The 22,807-nt window shown below is 59.9% G+C and carries 28 protein-coding genes; 15 read left to right on the forward strand and 13 right to left on the reverse strand.

Annotated features, from left to right (window positions below; all coding sequences use genetic code 11):
* The first annotated feature begins 289 nt into the window (after positions 1–289).
* On the forward strand, positions 290–1,099 hold the full coding sequence (locus NKJ67_RS22715; protein ID WP_023812007.1) for a nucleotidyltransferase family protein: 810 nt from the start codon (positions 290–292) through the stop codon (positions 1,097–1,099).
* Positions 1,092–1,841: a metallophosphoesterase family protein gene (locus NKJ67_RS22720; RefSeq protein WP_127271062.1), complete on the forward strand. Its 750-nt coding sequence runs from the start codon at positions 1,092–1,094 to the stop codon at positions 1,839–1,841. The genes NKJ67_RS22715 and NKJ67_RS22720 overlap by 8 nt, the downstream gene beginning before the upstream one ends.
* Positions 1,842–1,879: 38 nt before the next feature.
* Here NKJ67_RS22720 and NKJ67_RS22725 read toward each other — a convergent pair whose 3' ends face one another.
* From NKJ67_RS22725 to NKJ67_RS22735, 3 genes are all read right to left on the reverse strand, one after another.
* Positions 1,880–2,065 (reverse strand): hypothetical protein, encoded by a 186-nt coding sequence (locus NKJ67_RS22725; protein ID WP_127271064.1) that lies wholly within the window; start codon positions 2,063–2,065, stop codon positions 1,880–1,882.
* Positions 2,066–2,464: 399 nt separating this feature from the next.
* The gene (locus tag NKJ67_RS22730; protein WP_128309968.1) at positions 2,465–3,655 is read right to left on the reverse strand and encodes an NADH-quinone oxidoreductase subunit D; all 1,191 of its coding nucleotides are present in this window, start codon (positions 3,653–3,655) and stop codon (positions 2,465–2,467) included.
* A 52-nt stretch (positions 3,656–3,707) separates the two neighbouring features.
* Positions 3,708–4,103, reverse strand: a complete 396-nt coding sequence (locus tag NKJ67_RS22735) for a hypothetical protein (protein WP_352583201.1) — start codon at positions 4,101–4,103, stop codon at positions 3,708–3,710.
* 253 nt (positions 4,104–4,356) lie between these two features.
* Between NKJ67_RS22735 and NKJ67_RS22740 the strand changes: the two genes are divergently transcribed.
* Both NKJ67_RS22740 and NKJ67_RS22745 read left to right on the forward strand, forming a co-directional pair.
* Complete coding sequence (locus NKJ67_RS22740; RefSeq protein ID WP_023812003.1) at positions 4,357–4,584, forward strand: hypothetical protein; 228 nt, start codon at positions 4,357–4,359, stop codon at positions 4,582–4,584.
* 150 nt (positions 4,585–4,734) lie between these two features.
* Positions 4,735–4,893: a hypothetical protein gene (locus tag NKJ67_RS22745; RefSeq protein ID WP_081738677.1), complete on the forward strand. Its 159-nt coding sequence runs from the start codon at positions 4,735–4,737 to the stop codon at positions 4,891–4,893.
* 56 nt (positions 4,894–4,949) lie between these two features.
* Here NKJ67_RS22745 and NKJ67_RS22750 read toward each other — a convergent pair whose 3' ends face one another.
* Entirely contained in the window at positions 4,950–6,851 is a 1,902-nt protein-coding gene (locus NKJ67_RS22750; protein ID WP_352583203.1) for a multicopper oxidase domain-containing protein, read from the reverse strand.
* Positions 6,852–7,042: 191 nt separating this feature from the next.
* Between NKJ67_RS22750 and NKJ67_RS22755 the strand changes: the two genes are divergently transcribed.
* The gene (locus NKJ67_RS22755) at positions 7,043–7,471 is read left to right on the forward strand and encodes a hypothetical protein (RefSeq protein WP_352583205.1); all 429 of its coding nucleotides are present in this window, start codon (positions 7,043–7,045) and stop codon (positions 7,469–7,471) included.
* A gap of 111 nt (positions 7,472–7,582) precedes the next feature.
* Here the strand turns inward: NKJ67_RS22755 and NKJ67_RS22760 are convergent, their stop codons facing one another.
* From NKJ67_RS22760 to NKJ67_RS22775, 4 genes are all read right to left on the reverse strand, one after another.
* On the reverse strand, positions 7,583–7,741 hold the full coding sequence (locus NKJ67_RS22760) for a hypothetical protein (protein ID WP_127268877.1): 159 nt from the start codon (positions 7,739–7,741) through the stop codon (positions 7,583–7,585).
* Between the two features lie 84 nt (positions 7,742–7,825).
* A complete protein-coding gene (locus tag NKJ67_RS22765) occupies positions 7,826–8,296 on the reverse strand; it encodes a YbhB/YbcL family Raf kinase inhibitor-like protein (RefSeq protein ID WP_127268875.1) in 471 nt (156 codons plus the stop codon).
* Between the two features lie 46 nt (positions 8,297–8,342).
* Positions 8,343–8,549, reverse strand: a complete 207-nt coding sequence (locus tag NKJ67_RS22770; protein ID WP_128309935.1) for a hypothetical protein — start codon at positions 8,547–8,549, stop codon at positions 8,343–8,345.
* 101 nt (positions 8,550–8,650) lie between these two features.
* Positions 8,651–10,645 carry a protein-L-isoaspartate(D-aspartate) O-methyltransferase gene (locus tag NKJ67_RS22775; protein WP_352583208.1) on the reverse strand — a complete coding sequence of 665 codons (1,995 nt, stop codon included), beginning with the start codon at positions 10,643–10,645 and terminating at the stop codon, positions 8,651–8,653.
* A 262-nt stretch (positions 10,646–10,907) separates the two neighbouring features.
* Here NKJ67_RS22775 and NKJ67_RS22780 point away from each other — a divergent pair, with 262 nt between their 5' ends.
* From NKJ67_RS22780 to NKJ67_RS22795, 4 genes are read left to right on the forward strand one after another with little or no spacing between them, the layout of a single operon-like run.
* Positions 10,908–13,319 carry a phosphoketolase family protein gene (locus NKJ67_RS22780; protein WP_352583210.1) on the forward strand — a complete coding sequence of 804 codons (2,412 nt, stop codon included), beginning with the start codon at positions 10,908–10,910 and terminating at the stop codon, positions 13,317–13,319.
* The gene (locus NKJ67_RS22785) at positions 13,316–14,044 is read left to right on the forward strand and encodes a hypothetical protein (protein WP_352583212.1); all 729 of its coding nucleotides are present in this window, start codon (positions 13,316–13,318) and stop codon (positions 14,042–14,044) included. The genes NKJ67_RS22780 and NKJ67_RS22785 overlap by 4 nt, the downstream gene beginning before the upstream one ends.
* Before the next feature lie 10 nt (positions 14,045–14,054).
* Positions 14,055–14,492 (forward strand): hypothetical protein, encoded by a 438-nt coding sequence (locus tag NKJ67_RS22790; RefSeq protein ID WP_352583214.1) that lies wholly within the window; start codon positions 14,055–14,057, stop codon positions 14,490–14,492.
* A gap of 46 nt (positions 14,493–14,538) precedes the next feature.
* Positions 14,539–14,793: a DUF6894 family protein gene (locus NKJ67_RS22795; protein ID WP_127267425.1), complete on the forward strand. Its 255-nt coding sequence runs from the start codon at positions 14,539–14,541 to the stop codon at positions 14,791–14,793.
* 61 nt (positions 14,794–14,854) lie between these two features.
* Here the strand turns inward: NKJ67_RS22795 and NKJ67_RS22800 are convergent, their stop codons facing one another.
* The 4 genes from NKJ67_RS22800 to NKJ67_RS22815 all read right to left on the reverse strand — a co-directional run bounded on the left by NKJ67_RS22800 (position 14,855) and on the right by NKJ67_RS22815 (position 16,268).
* Positions 14,855–15,019 carry a hypothetical protein gene (locus NKJ67_RS22800; protein WP_081738679.1) on the reverse strand — a complete coding sequence of 55 codons (165 nt, stop codon included), beginning with the start codon at positions 15,017–15,019 and terminating at the stop codon, positions 14,855–14,857.
* Between the two features lie 152 nt (positions 15,020–15,171).
* Positions 15,172–15,372, reverse strand: coding sequence for a KTSC domain-containing protein (locus tag NKJ67_RS22805; RefSeq protein WP_127320534.1), 201 nt, complete (start codon positions 15,370–15,372; stop codon positions 15,172–15,174).
* Positions 15,373–15,452: 80 nt separating this feature from the next.
* A complete protein-coding gene (locus tag NKJ67_RS22810) occupies positions 15,453–15,887 on the reverse strand; it encodes a GFA family protein (RefSeq protein WP_127267420.1) in 435 nt (144 codons plus the stop codon).
* An 81-nt stretch (positions 15,888–15,968) separates the two neighbouring features.
* Positions 15,969–16,268 (reverse strand): PRC-barrel domain-containing protein, encoded by a 300-nt coding sequence (locus NKJ67_RS22815; RefSeq protein WP_013531539.1) that lies wholly within the window; start codon positions 16,266–16,268, stop codon positions 15,969–15,971.
* Between the two features lie 567 nt (positions 16,269–16,835).
* On the opposite strand from NKJ67_RS22815, the gene NKJ67_RS22820 reads away from it, so the two are divergent.
* From NKJ67_RS22820 to NKJ67_RS22845, 6 genes are all read left to right on the forward strand, one after another.
* Positions 16,836–17,585: a Crp/Fnr family transcriptional regulator gene (locus NKJ67_RS22820; protein ID WP_352583217.1), complete on the forward strand. Its 750-nt coding sequence runs from the start codon at positions 16,836–16,838 to the stop codon at positions 17,583–17,585.
* A 390-nt stretch (positions 17,586–17,975) separates the two neighbouring features.
* Positions 17,976–18,581 carry an alpha-ketoglutarate-dependent dioxygenase AlkB gene (locus tag NKJ67_RS22825; RefSeq protein ID WP_352583219.1) on the forward strand — a complete coding sequence of 202 codons (606 nt, stop codon included), beginning with the start codon at positions 17,976–17,978 and terminating at the stop codon, positions 18,579–18,581.
* 141 nt (positions 18,582–18,722) lie between these two features.
* Complete coding sequence (locus tag NKJ67_RS22830) at positions 18,723–19,163, forward strand: DUF2231 domain-containing protein (protein ID WP_352583221.1); 441 nt, start codon at positions 18,723–18,725, stop codon at positions 19,161–19,163.
* A complete protein-coding gene (locus NKJ67_RS22835) occupies positions 19,160–20,500 on the forward strand; it encodes a PQQ-dependent sugar dehydrogenase (protein WP_352583273.1) in 1,341 nt (446 codons plus the stop codon). The genes NKJ67_RS22830 and NKJ67_RS22835 overlap by 4 nt, the downstream gene beginning before the upstream one ends.
* Before the next feature lie 379 nt (positions 20,501–20,879).
* Positions 20,880–21,497, forward strand: coding sequence for a flavodoxin family protein (locus tag NKJ67_RS22840; protein WP_128309807.1), 618 nt, complete (start codon positions 20,880–20,882; stop codon positions 21,495–21,497).
* A gap of 145 nt (positions 21,498–21,642) precedes the next feature.
* Entirely contained in the window at positions 21,643–21,807 is a 165-nt protein-coding gene (locus NKJ67_RS22845) for a DUF3309 family protein (RefSeq protein ID WP_013531546.1), read from the forward strand.
* A 126-nt stretch (positions 21,808–21,933) separates the two neighbouring features.
* Here NKJ67_RS22845 and NKJ67_RS22850 read toward each other — a convergent pair whose 3' ends face one another.
* Positions 21,934–22,713, reverse strand: a complete 780-nt coding sequence (locus NKJ67_RS22850) for a DUF1236 domain-containing protein (protein WP_352583222.1) — start codon at positions 22,711–22,713, stop codon at positions 21,934–21,936.
* Positions 22,714–22,807: the final 94 nt, after the last annotated feature.

Here is a 22,807-nt window from a genome sequence, read left to right on the forward strand (position 1 = left end):
TGCCGATTGGGTAAGCCCAATAAACTCTAAAACAATCGAGATCGATCACCCACCTGGTCTTTCAAATTTGGGCCAACGGGGCATTGGCGGTGGCATGCGCCGATTTCGAGGCGACATTGCGCTGCCGGCGAGGACGTTGGGGCGGCTTGCGTCGGCAGGCGCGATCCCGAAATTTCCAGTACGTGACGAGAATGAACCTTGGCTGGTCGCCTGATAGCGGAACCAGGCGAGGTTCACGTTGTTACCACAGCGGGCGACTGCCGGTTGCCGGATTCGGAGTCATCGTTTCATGACCAATGGTCCATTGCCTGAAAACGTTCTGGTCTCGCTTCCCAAGATCGATGCAAAAGCGGCGCCGACGCTCAAAAATGCCGAGGCGGAGGTATTTTACACGGAAGCGATCCGTGAGCTTACCGCCACCGACATACCCTTTCTGGTCGCCGGGACCTACGCGGTAAGCGCTTATACGGGTGTCACCCGCCAGACCAAGGACCTCGATATCTTCTGCAAGGCAGGCGACTACGCGCGGATCCTCGCCCATTTCAAGCAGCTTGGATATGCCGTCGAAATCGAGGATGACCGGTGGCTCGGCAAGGTGTTCAAGGGCACGCATTTCTTCGACGTCATATTCGGCTCGGCCAACGGCACGGTGCCTGTTGGCGACCTGTGGCTGGAACACGCCCGCCAAACAGAGCTGTTGGGCAGCAGGGTGCGGATCATCGGCCCGACCGAACTCATCTGGTCCAAATGCTTTATCCAGGACAGAGGGCGACACGATGGCGCCGATATCGCTCATACGATTCTCAAGGCGGGCGATCAGATCGATTGGCACCGGCTGCTTTCTTATCTGGAGGTTCACTGGGAGGTTCTGTTGATGCAGCTTATCAATTTCAGGTGGATCTATCCGAGCGAGCGCGATCATATCCCGGCGTGGCTGCTCGATGAATTGCTCGACCGCCTCGCCAAGCAACGGCAGTTGCCGTCTCCAAGGATGAAGATCTGCCGTGGGCGGCTGCTTTCGCAAACCGATTACGAAATCGACGTCAAGGAATGGGGCTTCGCCGGCGTCGGTGGTGTGGGAGAATTCCGTGATGGCTGATCCCGTCAAGAGCAGCGCGCCCAAGGAGGGCGCACGCGCGCTCAAAGTTGCCGCGGTCGGGGATCTCCATGTGCGGGAAGATGCGCAAACCTCGTATCGCGACCTCTTCGGCGAGATATCGAGCGAAGCCGACATTCTCGTTCTCACGGGAGACCTGACCAATCTCGGCAAGCCTCGTGAAGCGGAGATGCTGGCCGAGGATCTGCGCAACTGCTCGATCCCGGTCGTGGCGGTGCTCGGCAATCATGACTACGAGTCTGGTGCGGTGGAAGACGTCACGAAGATCCTGCGCCAGGCGCATGTTCATCTCCTCGACGGGCAGGCAGTTGAAATCGAGGAGGTGGGTTTTGTCGGCGTGAAGGGATTCATAGGCGGCTTCGGGTCACGCATGCTCGGCTCATTCGGTGAACCGGCGATCAAGACGATGGTCGCGGAAAGCGTGAACGAGGCAATGCGACTTGAAAATGCGATGCGCCAGGTGCGGGCGAAGCGCACACTGGTGATCCTCCACTACGCGCCAATTGCCGACACAGTCGCGGGAGAACCGCCGGAGATATTTCCATTTCTGGGCTCTTCACGCCTGGCGGAGACGATCGATCGATTCCAGGTTAGTGCTGTCGTGCACGGTCATGCACATCGCGGTTCTTACGAAGGTCAAACACCTGGCGGAGCCAAGGTCTACAACGTCGCCATGCATGTGGCCAAGCCAAGCGGCCGCCCCTACGCCTTGCTCGAAATCTGACGCCAGCGGCATGCGCCGTGGTGTCCATTGGCCTTGACTCAATTGGTGGCGTTGATCGATTTCGCCAACTCTTCCAGCTTCCGGGGGTCGTTGCCGTGACGGCGCACCAGTTCGCGAGCCTGCCTGGACGGCAAATCGGTCGTGGCCGCCAGTTGTCGCACCTGCTGATCGTCGATGGCGACCTGCGGCAATGTATGGTCGATATTTCCTTCCTTGTCCTTCATCGCGCTTCTCCTTGATCCCTGTTCGACGACAACGGCTCGAAAATCCGACCGGTTCCGAACGATCTGCAACTTTTGCGCCTTCACCTGGGCGGACCAACATACTCGTGTCCCGAGGGCGTAACGATCTCGCTGGATTCTGCCAGGAACCATGCCACGGCGCACGAGTTGTTCCGACTGAACGGAGATAGTTCGATGCCACAACCAAGACAGCCAGACCCAAATCGCGATGTTCCCGTGCCGCCTCCAACATGGAAGCCCGAGCCGATCGAGGAACCCGAACCGGAAAGGCTCCCGGACGAGACCCCGCTGCCCAATCCCGACGAGAATGAAGAGCCTCCCATCCACGCGTAGGACGAAGGGGAGTTTCTTTATCGCGGGTTAAAGCACACCTTCGGACGGCTAACGATCGATCTCGCCAAACACGATGTCGAGCGATCCGATGATGGCGGCAACGTCGGCGATCATGTGCCCTCGAGACAGGAAATCCATCGCCTGCAGATGGGCGAAGGATGGCGCGCGTATCTTGCACCGGTAAGGGACATTGCCCCCGTCGGAAACCAGATAAACACCGAATTCTCCCTTTGGCGCTTCAACCGCGGCGTAGACTTCTCCGGCCGGCACGCGATGCCCCTCGGTATAAAGTTTGAAATGCTGGATGGTCGCCTCCATCGAGCGTTTCATCGTGGCGCGCCGCGGCGGCGTGATCTTCTGGTTTGGAAGCGCGACCGGCCCCTGGCCTTCGGGTGACCGCAGTTTTTCCAGGCATTGCTTCATGATCCGCACCGACTGGCGCATCTCCTCCATGCGGACCAGGTAGCGGTCATAGCAGTCTCCGTTCTTTCCGACGGGAATGTCGAAATCCATGTCCGGGTAACATTCGTATGGCTGTGCCTTGCGCAAATCCCATGCGGCGCCCGATCCGCGCACCATCACGCCGGAAAATCCCCAGGCCCAGGCATCCTCCAGCCCGATCACGCCCACATCGACATTGCGCTGCTTGAAGATACGGCTGCCGGTGAGCAATTCGTCGAGGTTGTCACAGACTTTGAGGAACGGATCGCAGAAAGCCCAGATGTCGTCGAGAAGCTTCGGAGGCATATCCTGGTGCACGCCGCCGATTCTGAAATAATTCGCATGCATGCGGGCGCCGGAGGCGCGCTCGTAAAAAACCATCAGCTTTTCCCGCTCCGCAAACCCCCAAAGCGGCGGCGTCAGCGCGCCGATATCCATGGCCTGCGTCGTGACGTTGAGGAGATGCGACAGAAGCCGGCCGATTTCGCAAAAAAGAACACGGACGAGTTGTCCACGCTTTGGAACGCTGATTTCGAGCAGTTTTTCGGCAGCGAGGCAGAACGCATGCTCCTGGTTCATCGGCGCGACATAGTCGAGCCGGTCGAAATAGGGCAGCGCTTGCAAATAGTTCTTGTGCTCTATGAGTTTTTCGGTGCCGCGATGCAGTAAGCCAATATGCGGATCGGCACGCTCGACGATCTCGCCGTCCAGTTCGAGCACCAGCCGAAGAACACCGTGGGCCGAGGGATGCTGGGGCCCGAAATTGATGGTGAAGTTGCGAACGGCGGCTTCGACCATTGCTGCTCTCCGCGACTGTCGGGGCAAGGCGTGATGCGAATGGTTGGGCGCCTCAAGTCGTCGTCTGAATGATCAGCGTCAGGGTGCCATCGCCATCTATGTTTGCAGCGACAACCTGCGAGGAATTGAGCCCATTCGCCCTCAAGGCCGATGTCGCTTGAGGCGAAGCATCGACTGAGTTTTGCAGGCGCAGCAAATCTTCGGCGCTGGTCTGATTGATCACGGCATCCGCCTGCGCCTTGATTTCGTCAGGCAGATCCTCGACGGCGACAATGGCAACGCCGGTGAAATTCAAATCAGCAGAGCCTGGATCTGGCAGCGCCTGCTCCGGTTGCACTTCGCCCTGCGGTGGCGTCACCTGGGGAAGCTGCGGTCCAACAGTTTGGGCGCAGACGGGCTGAATGATGACCGCCCCGGAAAGTGCGACAGCTATCGTCAACATGCGCATGGTCGCTCCTTGCATCCTTCGAGGGAGATTTTGAAGAAACCCCCATGCCGAGCGATTGTTCCCGCGGGGCTGGTCACACTGGGCAATTTCGCGTCGACCCCCTTGGGGAAACGCCGAACGAACCATGGCCCAGACGACGTCATATGGCTGTCTCCCAACCGGCTGAGCGGTTGCGTACGGAATCGTACCATCGATTGATCTGCACCTTGGAGAGGATCAAAATAAAGCAGAGGTGACCATGGGAGGGAGCCGCATGAGCATCGCCAGATGGGCAATAAGACCTGTCGGTACCGCCAAGGCATTTCTAGCAGAGGAGCTTCGAAGTGCGCGATACGGCGACATCGTTTCGGTCAAAGCGGCGATAGAGGCCGCTCGCAGGGACGCGCCTTATTTGCAGGATACAGACGATGAGTTGATGGAGACGATCGTCGAGCTGGCACGGGAACTGGGGCTGGCCGTCCTTTTTGACTCTCGCGATTGACCGATGAGCCATGGCTGGAGGACTCACCGGTGGTTGAAGCGATTTGGTACGAAATCGACAATTGGCTCATGGCCGAAAATGCGCAATCATTGGGAAATGGGACGACGGCTGGACGACAAACTCGATTGCAAGGCTTGTGGGACTATCCAAATGGACATTCCCGACAACGCCAAGGAATCGACGCCAATTCATTGCAGCAATTGCGGCGCCTTTCTCGGCGAGTGGGGCGAATTGCAGGACGATTTCTACCGCCAGGCTCGCGGTACCGAGGCATTCGACTTGCGCAACGGAACCATTATCAAGAAGTAGCGCGCAACGACGCGGCCTCCGGATGACATCGGCAAATTCGCAAGGGGTTGGCAGATCTAGCCGACCTCGATGACCACCATCAGCCCGCCGCCGCCCTTCTCCTCGACATTGTTGTTCGTCGTGTGATGCGGGATGTGGCAGTGAATGAGCCACTTACCCGGACGCAGCGCCTTCCACACGACGTCATAGCGCTGTCCCGGTCCGACATTGATGGTATCAGCTAGGAAGCGTGCCGAGGGAGAAAGCGTCTCACCGTCACGGGCGACGACCTCGAAGGGTCCGCCATGGATATGCATTGGATGGACGAAGCCGTTGTTGGTGCCGATGAAACGCACCTTCAGCGTCTCGCCCACCTTCATAGGAATGGTGTCGGTTGCGGGATAGGCTTTGCCGTTGATGGTGAAGAAGTTCGGCATGCCGCCTTCCATGGGCATCGACGGATAAGTCAGCCCATCGCGCACCAGCCATTCCTGAAGTTCGATGACATAGTCGTGGTCAGCCGGAACCTCGTCGGCAGGATTGGCGGGATCGATAATCAGCGCCCCATAAAGCCCCAGCGCCTGGGTGCGGTCCGGCTTGGCATGCGGATGATAGAAGTAGGTCCCGTGCTGGGTCGCGGTGAACGCATAGGAATAGGATTGTCCAGGCTCGATCGGCGGCTGGGTGATCTCGGCAGGTCCATCCATCTGGTTCGGCAGGATCATGCCGTGCCAATGCACCGTGGTTTCCTCGGGCAGGTCGTTGGTGACGTCGATGCGAACCTTATCGCCCTGGCGAATGTGGATGCGCGGACCGGGAATCTGGCCATTGTAGGCATAGGCGTCGACCGCGACGTTGCGCAGGATCTGCCAGCGGACCACCGATGGTCTGAGCTCGAACACCTTGACGCCGTCCTCTAGACGGAATGGCAGTTCCTGGTCGCCCTTGGCGGCAAGACCATAGGACGAGGTAACGCGACGCGGATCGGTTGCAGCCATGTCACGCATGGATTCCGCCGGCGTGTCGCGACCCATGATCATGCCTTGCGGCATGATCGCGCCGCCGACGTCACGCGCCGAAAGCGTCAGGTTCAGCCAGTTCGCCGGCGCGGCCATGCCGATCGCCAGCGCCAACACCGACACAATACCGAGGGCCGCAATCTGCGGCGTCGTAGCGTCCGTCTCCATCTGATGGCCGCTGCGTTTGGACTTGTGGGAGGTGTTGCGGCTTCGTCGATCGTCGCCGGCGTTGGGGTGATGCGTAGCGTGCTGTTGGTGGGCGGTCGGCTCTCCACTGCTCGTTTCGTTCGCCTGCGGGCGCTGCGTCATCAATCCGTGCTTCAGCCCGCGCGCGACCAGCCAGACATTGGCCGGATAGGCGAGCGTGAAGCCGGCGATGACGCCGATCGACATCACGCCCCAGAACAAAAGCTCGGTCGGCTCCATGGCGCGCATGTCGCGTCCCATCATCAGAAAGCTCATGACGGGCGCCATGCCGGCCATCATGAAATTCATCGAGATGAACTCGGGCAGGAAGCTCTTGCGCACGTTCTCCCAGTAGGTGCCGCCCATCATCGATTTCATGAACAGCGATTGGAAGATGAACAGGCCGAAGGCAAAGCCCGCCAGATATTCGACGATGAGGTCGAGCCACATCGGCAGGCCAAGCGTTGCCGTGATGACTGCGGCCAGAATGATGCCGGTCGCATCGCCGGCAACGCAGTGGATGGTCGAACCGACCCCCTGTTTCCACAGCGGCCTGGTGAAGTCTTCATGCTCGCCTGGCCGTGGCTCCTTGTCTGCAAGCACATAAAGCAGCAGCCCCAATGGACCCATATAGAGGGTCACCAGGATGAAACCCCATTTCATCACCACCGGTTCGGGATTGTTGCGGTATTGATCGAAGCCGACATAAAGCGTCGAGGCGGCGGCAAGAGCGAACCAGACGGCAAGGAAATAGTCGATTGGCTGGATGAACATGGATGCATCCCGTCGCGGATCAGTGGCTTGTCACAAGCAGCCCCGTCGATGAACGCAGCCGGCGTGTTTATGATCCCGCCGGCCCAATCCGGTTGTGTCGAATTCTCCAGCCTGGCGCTCTTGTCGAAGCATTAACGCGCGGTAATTCCCTTGAAGGCGTGGGCGCTTCGCTGCCTCAACAGGAGCTGGCCATGAAACATCAAACACTCGACCAACTGCATGCCGTCGCCAAGATTGAATCGTCGGCTGCTTATTCCGCCATGACACGAAATCAGCGCATAGAGCGCTGGGCTGAACTGCTGGAGCGTAATCCCGAGCGATGCCTTGGGGCGTTTGCAGGCACCGAACATCTGCACCCTGAAGCACGTTCATTGATGCGGGGCGAGGGAACGGCAATTTCGGTCGCCTTCGAGGATCCAGTGCTGCGCGCATCGGGTTTAAAGGACGACACATACGGTGAGGCAAAGCGCTTTTTCGAGCTGAACGACTGGCAGCTGCACGACATCGTCTGCGATTGCCACGTCGGCTCAACCATGAAAGCGCGCTGGGCTGCGACGCGGGTCCGCTCAGCCATCAGCGGCAGGTTCTTTGCGTGGTTGCGGCAAAGGATAATGCGCTGACCGTAGTTGGGGATCGTCGTCGCTTCGGTGCGGCATACGATCCCCTGTCTTGCCGATTGGATGTCTTGCCGATTGGATGTCTTGCCAATCGGATTGTCTTGCCGACGCGGATCATCGCTTGTCCTGGTACAGCCGGTTGGTCGCCCGGTCGCTCTCCCGTTGTTCGGCGGGTCCACGCCGACGGCGTGCGATAACGGCATAGGCCATCAGCACGATCAGCAGCAATGGGCCGCCGGCAACGACGACCAACCACATGATATCTCCAAACATGGCGGCATCTCCTTTCCCAGACAACTGGCGAGGAGGAGAACCGTTCCGTGCAGCAGGCCACCTCGGTCGCCCCTGGTCATTAACTTACGAATTGCGTTCGTAGGTTCCGATGAGTTCAGCCTGCTCAAGCGAATGTTTCTGCGCCTCCCGCCAGATGCGCTCGATGCCCACGCTCGCTGGAATGGCAAGGCTCGGCGTGTCGAGCGCGGCCAGCCGGAAATGGTAATGGTGAACGCCATGTCCGACCGGCGGTTCAGGGCCGTCGTAATAGGCGTTGCCAAAGTCATTCGTTGCTTGCCTGAGGGCGCCCGGACCCGGCTTGCCGCTTTCGGCCTCGGGAAGTTCCCTCGTGTCCGGGGAGATGTTGAACACCGCCCAATGACCAAACGTTCCGCTCGGCGCGTCAGGATCCTGAACGACGAGAACGAGGCTCTTTGCTTCGTCCGGCACTCCAGACCATTTCAGCGGCGGCGATACGTTTTTGCCGTCTCGTGTGTATCTTTCGGGAATTTGTCCGCCTTCGGCAAAGGCGGCACTGCTAAGGGCAAGTGGCATGGTTCGCTCCTTCCGGCGAAGTTGATCGCAGCGACGCGCAGGGCAGCTATTTGTTGGTCCGCATTTTTTGTCTTGGATCGATCCCGCCAGCGGCGGTCGTGTCGTTTTCGATGTCACCTTCGACCGTGTTCTCGCCTTCAAGCTCGAACTCTTCGCCTTCCTTGATCGTTCCCTTGGAAGTCCCGATACCAGGATTGTTCGCCAAGTCGGCATCGCTCGGTTTCTTCCATTTCGGATGTTTGGTTCCGGTCATGAGAAAACTCCTTCGACGGGGATTGCAGTTTTGAAATCGCAGACCGGATAGTTCGTTCCGGTTCCACGCCTCAGCTTCTTCATTGGTTCGCCGCGCGCCGGCTAAAGCCCGAAGGGGTAGGTGTCGGGAACGCCGGTTCTTGCATGCTCCGGGCCAAGCGGCGTCACTGCCGCGGTTTTGTCGAACCATAGGAACGCGTCGAACTGCCGGGGCAGGGAAGCGTCCGCATAGTGGCTGCCCAGCTCGGTTTCCGGCCGGTAGATCACCCCGATGAATCGCTCCAGCCTGCGTTCCAGCAGCCGCTCACGCAGCGTTGTGTCGCGCCCGAGGTCGAGCAGGAACCGCGACACAAGGGAATCGTGGCAAAGCCGTTCGTAGCTGTCGGCGTGCGACGCGCGGATTTGCTTCACCTCCATTTTGCCGTCCCAGTCGCTGGCGGCCGCTACAGTGCCGGAATGCGTGCCCATACCGATCAGCGCTGCCTCATCCCCGAAACGCTGCCGGCAGAGCTGGCCGATGTTCAGTTCGTCCCTGACGACGCCCATCTCGGTAAAGCGGGCATCGCCGATATGGGAATTGTGCGCCCACACCACGGCCTTGGCGTTGGGGCCGCCGGCATGCAGCAAATGTTCCAACGTTTCGAACATGTGCGTGTCGCGCAGGTTCCAGGACTCCGCGCCGCCATAGTACATGATCCGGTAATAGTGTTCGGCGGACGCGATCAGCCGGGCATTCTGACTGGCGTCGAGAAAGTCGGTGCCGTCCCTTTTTGCATATTCGAGCTGTTTGGCGAGCAAGTCCCGGCATTGTTCCAGCACCGCTTTTTCGCATTTTTGATAGCCGGCGGTGAGCACCGCGCGGCCGTAGGTGGACGGTTCGTGTTGCCAGGGCGTCAGGCAGCCATAGCGTTCGCGCGCGATCTTGGCTGCCTGGGGATCGACCCGGTCGAGATAATCGAGGACCGCGCCGATGGAACCGCTCATATTGTAGATGTCGAGGCCGTAGAACCCTGCTTGCGCCGAAGGCTCTAGCTTCTCGTTGTGACGGCGCATCCAGTCGGTGAAGGCCGCGACATCGGTGTTGCGCCACATCCAGGTCGGAAATCGCTGGAATGGCGCGACGCCAGTGCCGGTTCGCGGCCGACGATGGCGAACATAGCGGTCGATCGCCGCCGCGTCGGGCCAGTCCGCCTCGACCGCGACTATGGTGAAGCCGTGGCGTTCGATGAGCCTGCGGGTGATCGCCGCGCGCGCCCTGTAGAATTCGGACGTGCCATGGCTTGCCTCGCCAAGCAGAACAATGCGCCGGTCGGCGAACCGATCGAACAATGCGCCGAAGGCTGGATCGTCGAAATCGGGCAGGGGTTCGGCCGCGGCCGCGATCATATCAGGCAGGCTGATCGGATGGGGATGTCGAAGCGGACGACCAACGTCGGTGGCCGTGCCGTTTTCCGACCAACCCTGCTCGCCGATCAGAGGGACGAAGCGCACGCCGCCGAAATCCTCCTCGCTATAGGTTGCGGCGCCTGTCCGGGTGACTTTGAGCAGACGTTGCAAATCCGGGTCGTCGCCGACCGGAATGACGAGCCTGCCGCCGACATCGAGTTGCTCCTGAAGGGCGAGCGGTGCGCCGGGACCACTGGCTGTCACCACGATGGCGTCGAACGGCGCCGCCTGCGGCCAGCCCTTGGTGCCATCGCCTGTCCGAACCTCGATGTTTTGGTAGCCGAGTTTTTCAAACCGCCGCTTCGCCGTTTCGGCCAAACCGGGATGACGCTCTATCGTGTAGACCTGTTCGACGATCCGGCTCATCACCGCGGCCGCGTATCCCGAGCCGGTGCCAATTTCGAGCACATGGTCACCCGGTTTGACATCCGCCATCTCGATCATGAACGCGACAATGTAGGGTTGCGATATGGTCTGGCCATCGGCGATCGGCAGCGGCGTGTCTTCGTAAGCAAATTCCTCAAAACCGGGTTCGACGAAGGCCTCGCGTGGAACTTCGCGCATTGCCTGCAGAATCTCACGGTCATGAATGCCACGCCGGCCGACATGGATATTGACCATTCGATCACGGGCACGAGGAAGATCGAGCATCTTTTAGCTCCCTTTGGTGCAACGCTTCGAGGCTATCCTTCGCGGTACCTGCCTTGAGCCTGGTCTTCGCGATTTCAGTTTCTAACCGCCGGAGGACTTCAAGGTTCCCGCCTATTTGCGGATAGGGCCGCAAGCCCGGCCGAGATGGCGTCCGGTCTCTCGGCCGCGTGGGTCGTGACGCCGACCCGAACGCGGCAGTCGGGGGTTGCTCAAGCGCAAAGATGCCCCAGTTATCACCAGCGAACCGAAGCTGGAGATGTCGATGAACGACAAGGCTGCCGCGACGCCGCAGGCTATCGGCCACGAACGGATCGACCTCATGGACCGCTACTGGCGCGCCGCGAATTACATCTCGGTCGGCCAGATCTACCTGCTCGACAATCCGCTGCTGCGCGAACCGTTGAAGGCCGAACACGTCAAGCCGCGGCTGCTTGGCCATTGGGGCACGACGCCGGGGCTGAACTTTCTCTACGTGCATCTGAACCGCGTCATACGCGAACGCGACCTCGATGCTCTGTTTATCTGCGGGCCGGGCCATGGCGGCCCCGCAATGGTCGCCAACACCTGGCTCGAGGGCACCTATAGCGAGGTCTATCCCGATATCGGGCAGGGCGAAGACGGCCTCAGGAAACTGTTCCGACAGTTTTCCTTCCCCGGCGGCGTGCCAAGCCATGCCGCGCCCGAGACGCCAGGCTCCATCCATGAGGGTGGTGAATTGGGATATGCGTTGGTTCACGCCTTTGGTGCGGCCTTCGACAACCCGGATCTGGTGGTTGCCTGCGTCGTTGGTGACGGTGAAGCCGAGACCGGTCCGCTCGCGGCGGCCTGGCATTCCAACAAGTTCCTGAACCCAGCCTCGGACGGCGCCGTCCTGCCGATCCTGCATCTCAACGGCTACAAGTTCGCCAATCCAACGATCCTCGGCCGCATGGACGATCAGGAGTTGCGAAATCTCTTCGCCGGCTATGGCTACGAACCGTTCTTCGTCGAAGGCCACGAGCCGCTTGCCATGCACCAGTCGATGGCCGCGACGCTCGACATGGTGCTCGATCGCATCCGGTCCATTCAGGAACAGGCACGGGCTCCGGGATGGGATGGTCAACGCCCGCAATGGCCGATGATCGTGCTGCGCAGCCCCAAGGGATGGACAGGTCCCAAGGAGGTCGATGGCGAGAAGGTTGAGGGTTTCTGGCGCTCGCATCAAGTGCCGGTGTCGAACGCGCGCGGAAATGAGGGCCACCGCAAGATCCTCGAAAACTGGATGCGAAGCTACGAACCGGGAGAGCTGTTCGATGAAAGCGGGCACCTGTTGCCAGAGCTCGCGGCACTTGCCCCAACAGGGACAAAGCGCATGGGCGCAAGCCCGTACGCGAATGGCGGACTGTTGAAGCGCGATCTTGTGCTTCCCGACTGGAAAAGCCTGGCGCTGGAAGTTCCTCGTCCGGGAGGCGTCATCGCTGAAGCGACGCGGATTTGCGGAAGCTATCTTCGCGAGGTGTTCCGCCTCAATGCCGAGGCGCGGAATTTTCGCCTGATGGGGCCGGACGAGACGTCATCCAACCGCCTCGACGAGGTGTTCGAAGTTACCGATCGGCTCTGGATGCAGCGCATTGAACCCTACGACGTCCATCTTTCCCGTGACGGACGTGTCATGGAGGTGCTCAGCGAGCACCTCTGCCAGGGCTGGCTTGAAGGCTATCTGCTCACCGGCCGCCACGGCCTGTTCTCCTGCTATGAAGCCTTCATCCACATTGTCGATTCGATGGTCAACCAGCATGCCAAATGGCTGAAGACCTCCGGCGAGCTTGCCTGGCGCAAGCCGATTGCCTCGCTCAATTACCTTTTGACCTCGCATGTCTGGCGGCAGGATCACAATGGTTTCAGCCATCAGGATCCGGGCTTTGCCGATCTGGTCGCCAACAAGAAGGCCGATACGGTAAGGCTCTATTTTCCGCCGGATGCCAACACCCTGCTGTGGATCACCGATCATTGCCTGAGAACCTATAACCGCATCAATGTCATTACCGCCGGCAAGCAGCCGGCACCGCAATGGCTGTCCATTGAAGAAGCCGAAGTGCATTGCAAGGCGGGGGCGGGCATCTGGGAATGGGCCGGTACGGTTGCTCAGGGCGAGGAGCCCGACGTGGTCATGGCCTGCGCCGGCGACGTGCCGACCCTGGAAACGCTGGCCGCGACCGACATTCTGCGCTCTGCGATCCCCAACCTGAAAATCCGCGTCGTCAACGTCGTCGACCTGATGACGCTGCAGTCCAACACCGAGCATCCGCACGGGCTCGCCGATGGAGACTTCGATGCGTTGTTCACGAAGACACGGCCTGTCATCTTCGCCTATCACGGCTATCCCTATCTTATTCATCGCCTGACCTACCGTCGCGCCAACCATGACAACATGCATGTGCATGGCTTCCGAGAGGAGGGCACCACGACGACGCCGTTCGACATGGTGGTGCTCAACGAACTCGATCGCTACCACCTCGCGCTTGCCGCCATCGAACGCGTGCCGGGACTGGCCGAAAGGGCCGAAGAGCTTGCCGGCGAACTCCACGGCCGGTTGGTGAAGCACAGGGCTTATGTCCGCGAGCACGGCGAGGATATGCCCGAAATCCAGAAATGGAGCTGGCCCGACAAAGGCGCGGCAAAGGCGCGCCAATGACGCGTCGGTCGATTCTGGCGCTGAATGCCGGTTCGTCCAGCATCAAGTTCGCGCTCTACGATCTTGCCTCGTCACAGGATCTGCAGCTCGTTTCGCGCGGCATGTTGGACCTGGGCGACACACCCACCCTCCGCGCAAAAGCGGCCGACGGAACGGTAGTCGCCCATCTCGGCAACGGTGCCAGCCTTTGCGCTTTGCAGCAGGGCAAGAGCATCGATACGACGATGGGGTTTTCGGCGCTGGATGGCCTCGTCATGGGCACGCGGTGCGGCGCTATCGATCCCGGCGTGCTGTTGCACTTCCTACTGGAAAGAGGCATCGCGGCTGAGGAGCTGCAGACGATGCTTTACGAGAAGTCGGGACTGCTCGGCGTATCCGGTATTTCGGGCGACATGAGGACGCTGGAAGGGAGCAACGATCCTCGCGCCCAAGAGGCGATGGCGCTTTTTGCCTTCCGCGCGGCGAGGGAAGCAGCAGCGCTTGCAAACACGATGGGTGGTCTTGAATGCCTCGTGTTCACCGCCGGCATCGGCGAACGGTCCGCGTCCATCCGCAAGGCCATATGCGAAAAATTGACCTGGCTTGGCGTGGTGCTTGAAGAACGCGCCAACGACATCCACGCCGAAATCATCAGTCGTCCCGAGAGCAAGGTGGAGGTGCGCGTGATTGCGACCGATGAGGAAAGTGTCGTTGCACGTCACAGCCGCAAGGTGATGCAAGCCTGAAGGCTCGCCATTGGCATCGGAAACCCGGCGTCGGTTCGGCTCGGTAAAAGCGCGGGCAAGGGCATTCCCTGTACGAAAATTACCAAGCAAGCGGTCGGGGGAACCAACTGCCCATGGAAATATTGTGCGAGCAATCTCGGCTAACCCCGAGACCGTCGGCACGATGATCAGGCCGACAGCCTTACTTCAGGCATTGGCTGAGGAATCCATGTTTACGGACGATGTTGCGGTGAGGCGCCTGAAAATCCTGGTCCAGCAATATGTCGAGACACGCAAGAAACGCCACGATGTGATCTCTACCGCCAAGGCCGGAACCGCAATTCGGGAGGTGATGCCAAGTTGCCCGCTTTCGGGAAAGGCCTTCGATGATCTGATTGCGGCCTGCGCCATCGAGCATGGCCTTGCTGTGCTCTTCGACAATCCGGGTACATCAGGCATCGAAATCTGAGGCTGGCGCTTCCGATTCCATCATCGCAAAGAGGAGTTCAGTCGGTATGTCCAGGTACTTTTTCGACCTTCGAGATGAGAGCGGAAGCTTGCAGGAGGATCCCGAGGGCCAGGAATTTTCTGATCTCGCGAGCGCCGAGGAAAACGCGATGGCGTCGGCGAAGGAAATCCTCGCCGAAGAACTGCTGCATGGCAAGCCGCTGCGTACCGGATTGGCCTTCGAGATTTTTGACGAGAACCGCAACCTGGTGCTGCGCTTCCCCTTTGCGCTCGCGGCCGAAAAGGCCGGCGAGCCCCCTTAATCCCGAATTGCCTGGCGGCCGATCCCCTGCAGGGGTCATGCAAGCCGGGCCTCGATGCGTCCTATCCTTCCGCCTTGAAGTTTCTGGCTTCTTTCTCGACCTTGGGGCTGTCCTTGCCATGCTTTTGCATAAGCTCCTTGGCCTGCTTGGGTGAGACGTCGGTGGTCTCTGCCAAGCGCAGCGCCTTCTTGTCCTTGCTTTCGGTCTTCTGCTTCTTGGCCGTCATGGCTCTTGAACTCCCTTGAAGCCTGTTCCGATCGATCTTTGCCGGTCCCGAGCATATCCAGATGAATTGTCATTGCCTGGTTTGCTTCGACGAGACGTCAACGAGACGATGCGGGTCAGGTTCCGTGCATCGTCTGCTCATGTCCGAACTTGTCACGCCACGCGGCGATACCGATGGCGATCTCGGATGAATTCATTGAAGAAGCGGCCTTTTGAGGAAGCTTTGGTGAAAGCGGCATAAGTTACCGGAGCAACATCCTCATAGTCGTAACGTTTGCCGCTCGGAACAAACCAGACCGAGAGGATCCTGGTGGCGGGGTCGTATTGTGCGTTTCGGATCACGGTCGATGGCATGGTGGCACCCGACGGGTCTGCCCGAATAACCCGTTAGCGATCGTCAGGTTCCGCCGATGCCCTCGCGCCTTGCACCGCGACTACCGGTCGCGCGGGTTGCCCAACTTCGGGTCGCGCTTCCTCGAATATCGGTCGATGCGTGGCAGGCTGTCATCAAACTCGATGTACGGTAGCCTCAGATCCCAATAGGCATGGGCTTGCGGCTGAAAACCTTCAGGTTTGTCAAGAAAACCGACCGTCACGTAGAACTCGTCCGGCAGACCTTCGTCGCTATAGCCTATCGAGCTTCCACAGTCCGGGCAGAACGTGCGGGTGACGCCTGGCGTTTTAGAAAAGGCCTTCGGTGTCCCTCTAAGAAGCTGAAATTGCTCAGGCCGGTAACCGACCCAGATTGTCATCGGACTTCCGATGGCCCGGCGGCAATCGTCGTCGTGATCGTAGCATATCCAGAAAGGCTCTCCGTCCATGGCTGCGGCGATCCCTCCGCAGAAGCAGGCTCCGGTCTCGCGCCGCATCGTCTGTCCATCCTGTCGCGCCCAAGGGACGTTCAGAGAGCGGCCAAGCGGCCGCTCCCGTTCAAGGTGAAGTCCTCGAAATCATGCATCGTGATGCTCGGGCATGCTCTTGAGCTGATCCTTGGTCCAGTTCGTCACCGCGTGAACGTCGCCGTCTTCATCGCGCATGAATTCCAACTGGCTCGCGGGAACGGCCACCGGCTTGGCACCTATGCCGAGAAAGCCGCCGACATCGATGACGACCTGACTGGCGGCTCCAGAGCCGTGGACGTGCGAAACGCTGCCGACCTTGTTGTCGTCCGCGTCGTAAATCGTGGCGTCTTCGAGAATGTCTGGCGTCAGTTCGGTGCTTGTGAGGCGTACGTGGTTGGTGTGATCCATCGTTCGAGACTCCTGTTGGGTGGAATATTTGAACCTCTCAGCCGGGCAAACGTTCCGAAGAATCTCGGGGCGACGGACGGACGACGCAAGGGCGCAAGAACCCTCAAATCAGCCTTGGCCGAACTGACTCGCAAAGCTCTGTACGGAAGCGTACAAAGGGCAATCGTCAGCAGCACAGTTTGGGCGCTGACGCTTGGGAGTGACCATCGCTCTTGCCCATCACGAGGCATGGCGTTGCATGGCGAAGGAGCCCGAGCACCCCGGTCTGCCAGTAGTCGCGATAACCGCGCTTGCGCGGGATACAGGCGCCGCTGAACAACAGATACGTGATATCATATCGCTCCTCGGGTTCGATCGCGCCTCTATCCTGCGGGAGGCTCGTTTGCTGGCGAAAGATGGTCAGCCAACAAGGCCTTCGAGTCTTCAGCAGTAACTGTCGGTTTCATACCAACACGCCGGCTCGTCTAGTGCTGCGCGAGACGAAGTCTATGGTTCGTTACCGTCCGCTCGTTAGACGGGCGGCCGGCTAAGAGATCCCAGTGCTCTTGCCCAAGGGAAAAGAGTCTCGTGGATTACCAGATACTGCAAGCCAAGAGCGAATTGCTTCGCCGCATGAGCGCGGACGATTTCGCGCGGCTGAGGCCACATCTGGCGAGCGTTTTCCTGGAGTTGCGTGCGCCGATGGAGACTGCGGGGCAGAAGATCGAGGCCGTCTATTTTCTGGAAAGCGGACTGGCCTCGGTGGTGGCCAGGACTTCGGAGGCAACCGAAGCGGAAGTCGGAATCATCGGGTTCGAAGGAATGACCGGGTCGGCCCTGGTCATGGGGGACGACCAGGCGAACTTTGATTGCTACGTCCAGTCGACATGCGAGGCGCTCCGGATAGAGACTGCCCCATTCGTCGAAGCCCTGGAGGACAGTCCTACATTGCGGCCGTTCCTGTTGCGCTATGTCCAATATTTCCATGTTCAGACAAGCTACACGGCATCGATCAACGCACGGCAGAGCCTGGAAGTCCGGCTGGCAAGATGGCTTTTGATGTGCAGCGATCGCACTGTCGGCGACAGGCTTATGATAACTCATGAATTTCTTTCCATCATGCTTGGTGTCAGGCGTCCGGGGGTTACCGTCGGCCTTCAGATGATCGAGAGTTATGGCTATATCCGAGCGCGCCGCGGAGAAATCACGATCCGCGATCGAGACGGTCTCGTGAAGTTGGCGCGGGGCTCTTACGGTCCGCCTGAAACCCAGTATCGCCGGCTAATCGGAGATTTGGGCTCGAAGCACCCCGCGAGGCAGGAACGGCCTCGCGCTTGAGCGCTGGGCCAACAGAGGCTTCTCCGCCACTGAGCCGCCAAGGACCATTTCAAGTGGCCGACGCGATGGTGCCGGTGAGACACCGTTGCCTAAACCCGCGTCGGCCACCGCGGCATTTTTTGGGGATGCCGCGTTGCCAATCTAGTTGCTGACAAGCAACTGGCAACGGAAGCTGATGGTTCGGTAAGAATCGTACGTACATGGACGCAGCGTCCCTCGATCGCATTCAAGGCATGCCCGCGGAATCCTGGATTGAATACAGTCACCCCGATAGACTCCGGATTGACAGGCTTTGTCCGGTCGGTGCGGTGATATCCGCAAGGCGGAGTGCAGATTTGCTGGCTCGGTTCCGATATTGCCAGGCGGGCTGGCCTTCACCATCTAGCTGGGATGGCGACCCCCAAATCGAAAGCACTCGGCTCCGGCTCATCCGGGCTCCAGCATGATCTCTTTGGTGCCGCCGACGACCTGCCGGAAGGTTTCCTCTACCAGCCTGATCTTATCACCGCGCAAGAAGAAACCGAACTCGCCCGGCATCTCGAAGGCCTGCCTTTCGAGGCGTTCGATTTCCATGGCCATCTGGCAAACCGGCGCGTCGTGGGTTTTGGCCTGCGCTACGACTACGATAGGCGCCAGGTGGTCGAGGCCCCGCCGATCCCTGACTTCCTGTTGGCCCTGCGCGGCCAGATCGCGGCGTTGGCAGGCAAGCCCGCCGAGGCCTTCGCGCAAGTGTTGATCAATGAATATCGGCCCGGCGCCGGCATCGGCTGGCATCGAGACAAACCTCATTTCGAAGACGTTGCGGGTGTTTCGTTGCTGGCGCCTTGCAGCTTCCGGCTCCGGCGGAAGAATGGCGCCAAGTGGGATCGCCGGACCATCGTCGTCGAACCAAGGTCGGCGTATCTCATGACCGGACGATCGCGCACGGAATGGGAACACAGCATTCCGCCAGTTGACCTGCATCGATACTCGATCACCTTGCGGACATTGCGCTAACTCCGCAGGAGCATCGCGCACCTCGCCGTTCTGAGGCATCGCCAGCGCCATCACGAGTTCTTGAACGCAAACGGTTCCGGGAACCTCCCAACCACAAGTTGGTTTGGAGGACAGGTACAGCTTCAAAGGTGGAGAATGTCCATGGCCCGCGCCCGATCCGTGTTGGTGGCCGCCAGGCGTCCGTTGCATAGAACGCCGATGGCAGTCGCAAATGCATGTTTCGTCGGCACATTGCTGACCGACGTTGCCTATTGGCGAAGCGCTGAAATGATGTGGGCCGATTTTTCCGCCTGGCTGCTGCTTGCCGGCCTGCTTGTAGGCGTGCTCGCGGTTCTTGCAGCACTGGTCGATTTGTTTACCGACCGGCTTTCCGGTGAAGCCGGGCCTGTATGGCCATATCTCCTCGGCAGCCTCGTCGTGCTCGTCATATCGCTCTTCAATGCACTGGTGCACAGCCGGGATGCCTGGACCTCGGTCGTGCCGACGGGGCTCATCCTGTCCGCCGCCGCCGTGATCGTTATTCTCTTGGTGGGCCTGCTGGGATGGAGTTCCGGCCGCACTCAAGTGGAGGTGGTCGAATGAATGTCTCCGCCAGACATATCCCTTGTATCGCCAGCCTCGGTCTGCTGTGCGGATCGATTTTGGTGCTGCCCGCATGCAGCGACAACGAACCGGATCCCACCGATCAGGTCGGAGCGAACCCGATGCTGCCTGAACCTATTCAGTATCTGGTGCCGCCGATGCATGTCGCGTCGGTCATCGGTTGGAAACAGGAGGAAAGGCCGACGGTCGCCAAGGGTTTGCAAATCCAGGCCTTCGCCAAGGGCTTAAAGCATCCGCGCTCGCTTTACACATTGCCGAATGGTGACGTTCTGGTGGTCGAGTCCGTGGCGCCGCCCGGTGCGGTGATCAAGCGGCCGAAAGATCTGGTCATGGGCTGGATCGAGTCCATGGCGACGTCGGGCGGCGGCACCGAAGGAAGCAACCGTATCACTCTGCTGCGCGATACGAACGGCGATGGTGTGCCCGATGTCCAGGAGGTTTTTCTCGATCATCTCAATTCGCCCTTTGGTGTGGCGCTGGTCGGCAACGATCTCTACGTCGCCAACACCGACGCCATCGTGCGGTACCCCTACACGTCGGGCGACACCAACATCACCGCCCCGGGCACCGTGCTGACGCCGTTGCCCGGCGGGCCTATCGATCACCACTGGACAAAGTCTCTCGTGGCCAGCCGCGACGGGTCTCTGCTTTATGTCGGCATCGGATCCAACAGCAACATCACCGAGAACGGCATCCAGGCGGAAAAGGACCGGGCTGCCATCTGGGAAGTCGACAGGGCCACTGGCCGTTATCGTGTTTTCGCGAGCGGCCTGCGCAACCCCAACGGGCTGAGCTGGGAGCCGCAGAGCGGCGCGCTGTGGGCTGTTGTCAACGAGCGCGACGAGCTCGGTCCCAACCTGGTTCCCGACTACATGACCTCGGTCAAGGACGGCGCGTTCTATGGTTGGCCGTACAGCTACTATGGTCAGCATGTCGACCCGCGCGTGAGGCCGCAGCGGCCGGACCTGGTCGCCAAGGCGATCCCTCCCGACTATGCCTTGAGTTCCCACGTCGCACCTCTGGGCTTAGCGTTCTACACTGGAACCAACCTGCCGGACCTGTATCGCAACGGCGCCTTTGTTGGCGAGCACGGCAGCTGGAACCGCAAGAGCTTCAACGGCTACAAGGTCGTTTTCGTGCCGTTCAAGGACGGTCATCCAGGCGGCAAGCCGCAGGATGTCGTCACCGGTTTCCTCGACAAGGACAACAAGGCGCACGGGCGGCCGGTCGGTGTTGCCGTCGACAAATCGGGCGCGTTGCTGATCGCCGACGATGTCGGAAACACGGTCTGGCGCGTAACTTCCGCGAGCCAGTAGGCACCTGCATAAACGCGGATCGCTTCACCTATCTCGGTGCAAATTCCGCCAGCGCCTTGACGAATTCTGCCGGTGCCTCGATCGGCAGGAATTCGCCGCAGTTGGCGATCATGTGACCTTGCAGGTTCTTTGCGCCAGACAGCCTGCGTCGGAATCGCTCATCGCTGTCTGTCCTCCAGTAGTGGTCAGTGCCCCTGTGAGCCGGCTGGACCGTCACCAAGTGGGAGGAGGGGGCCATCTCGCCCCCGGCCTGTTGGTCCGCTTGGCGGAACAAGCATTCAACCCTGGCGTTAAATGCCGGGCGCTCCCGCAACGGGCGAATGGGCTGTCGCGACGTCGTCGCGGCGATTTGCAATTAGGACAATGCAGGGAGATCCAGATGCCGCTTACGGCCTTCGCACTCAATTGCTCGCTCAAAGCTTCGAACGACAGGGAAAAATCCTCCACCGATCGGTTGCTCGCCGATGTCCTGGCGGCGCTGATGCAATACGAGGTGAAGGGCGAGATCGTGCGTGCGCTCAGTCACGATATCAAGCCCGGCGTGCTCTCCGACATGGGCGAGGGCGACGATTGGCCGAAACTCAGAGAAAAAATACTGGCGGCCGACATTTTCGTACTCGGCCTCCCGATCTGGCTTGGCCAGCCCTCGAGTGTGGCCAAGCGCGTCCTGGAGCGGATGGATGCGTTTCTCGAGGAGACCGATGACAAAGGGCGCATGCCGGCAGCAGGAAAGGTGGCCTTGGTGGCCATCGTCGGCAATGAGGACGGTGCGCATCACTGCCACGCGGAATGCTTTCAGGCACTGAACGATGTTGGCTTCACCATCCCGGCCAATGGCGGGGTCTACTGGGTCGGCGAGGCCATGCAGGAGGTCAACTATGTCGATCTGCCGGCGACTCCGGAAAAAGTCTCGGGTGCGATCGAAATGGCAGCATCAAACGCCGCCCATCTCGCTGGATTGCTGAAAGACCGGGGCTACTTGGGCGTCTCGGGGTGACCTTTGTTCGCCTGACATCCTTGAACCTGGCAGCGTCGATGCGGTCTCAGTCGGGAACAGGAAGGCTTGTAGCGAGTTCATAATTACATCAGCCGGCGACCGCCGCTCCGTCTAAGGCGCGAAGCCGCAAACAGGAGAGCAAGTCATGGGTCTCGGCACAATTCTTATCATCATTCTGATTATTGCATTGCTTGGCGGTTTTAGTGGGCTTGGCGGCGGGCCATTCTACGGCACCGGCTATTACGGCGGCGGCGGCCTCGGTCTTCTGCTGCTTATAGTCATTATCCTGGTCGTGCTCGGGCGTCTCTAGCCCTCGCGATGCGGTGGCAGGGTGTATCACCTGCCGCTTGCAGTCCCTTTTGCGGGTTGCTTTGAATCCATAGCAGCCCAGCAATGGCGGTCCGCCCGAGGGAGGGCGGGCCACGGCTCGGACATATCAGGTCAAAATCAGGACGATCTTGAACGTATCCGGATCAACGATCACGATCCGGCCGTCCGCAAGCACGAAATATTCGTAACTTTCGTAAGCGGGAACGATCTTGACGATACGAGCCGGCAAACGATGCAGCCTGACCTTTTGCCGCGGAACTTCGACGCCGACGGTGATGTCAAAATCGACGTTGGACACAGGCTCGACTTTCGTCTCCCGGATGATCTGGGTGACTTGGGTTTTCTGCTCCACCGTCACGTTGTTGATGGAACCGGTCGACGTCGTATCCTGCGTCGAGGCCTTGCCCTGGGCCTGCTCGTCGGTTTGCGTCTTGGCCTTGTCCTGAGCCTGCTGGTCGGTGGTGGTGCCGGCCTTGCCCTGAGCCTGCTCGTCAGTCTTCAGCTTGGTCTTGTCCTGGGCCTGCTGATCGGTTGTGCCGGCCTTGCCCTGAGCCTGCTCGTCGGTCTTCAGCTTGGTCTTGTCCTGAGCCTGCTGGTCGGTGGTGGTGCCGGCCTTGCCCTGTGCCTGCTCGTCAGTCTTCAGCTTGGTCTTGTCCTGGGCCTGCTGATCGATTGTGCCGGCCTTGCCCTGAGCCTGCTCGTCAGTCTTCAGCTTGGTCTTGTCCTGAGCCTGCTCGCCCATCTTGGAACCATTCTGGCAGCCAGCTTGCCCGGAAGCGCAATTGGCGTCTGCGCCAGACTGGCTTTCGGGCTGTTGTGTCTGAGCCATCGCCGTTCCACAGCCGAGCCCGATCGCCAGCATGCTGGTAATGAGAACATGTTTCATGGGGAAATCTCCCTGGGTAAGGTTCGTCCCTTCAGTGCGTAGAACCAGCACCCAAAAAAAATGTTCCGAGATAGTTGAGTGAGGGCTAAAAAAC

The sequence above is a fragment of the Mesorhizobium sp. M0088 genome (assembly GCF_040322895.1).
Taxonomy (GTDB): Bacteria; Pseudomonadota; Alphaproteobacteria; order Rhizobiales; family Rhizobiaceae; genus Mesorhizobium.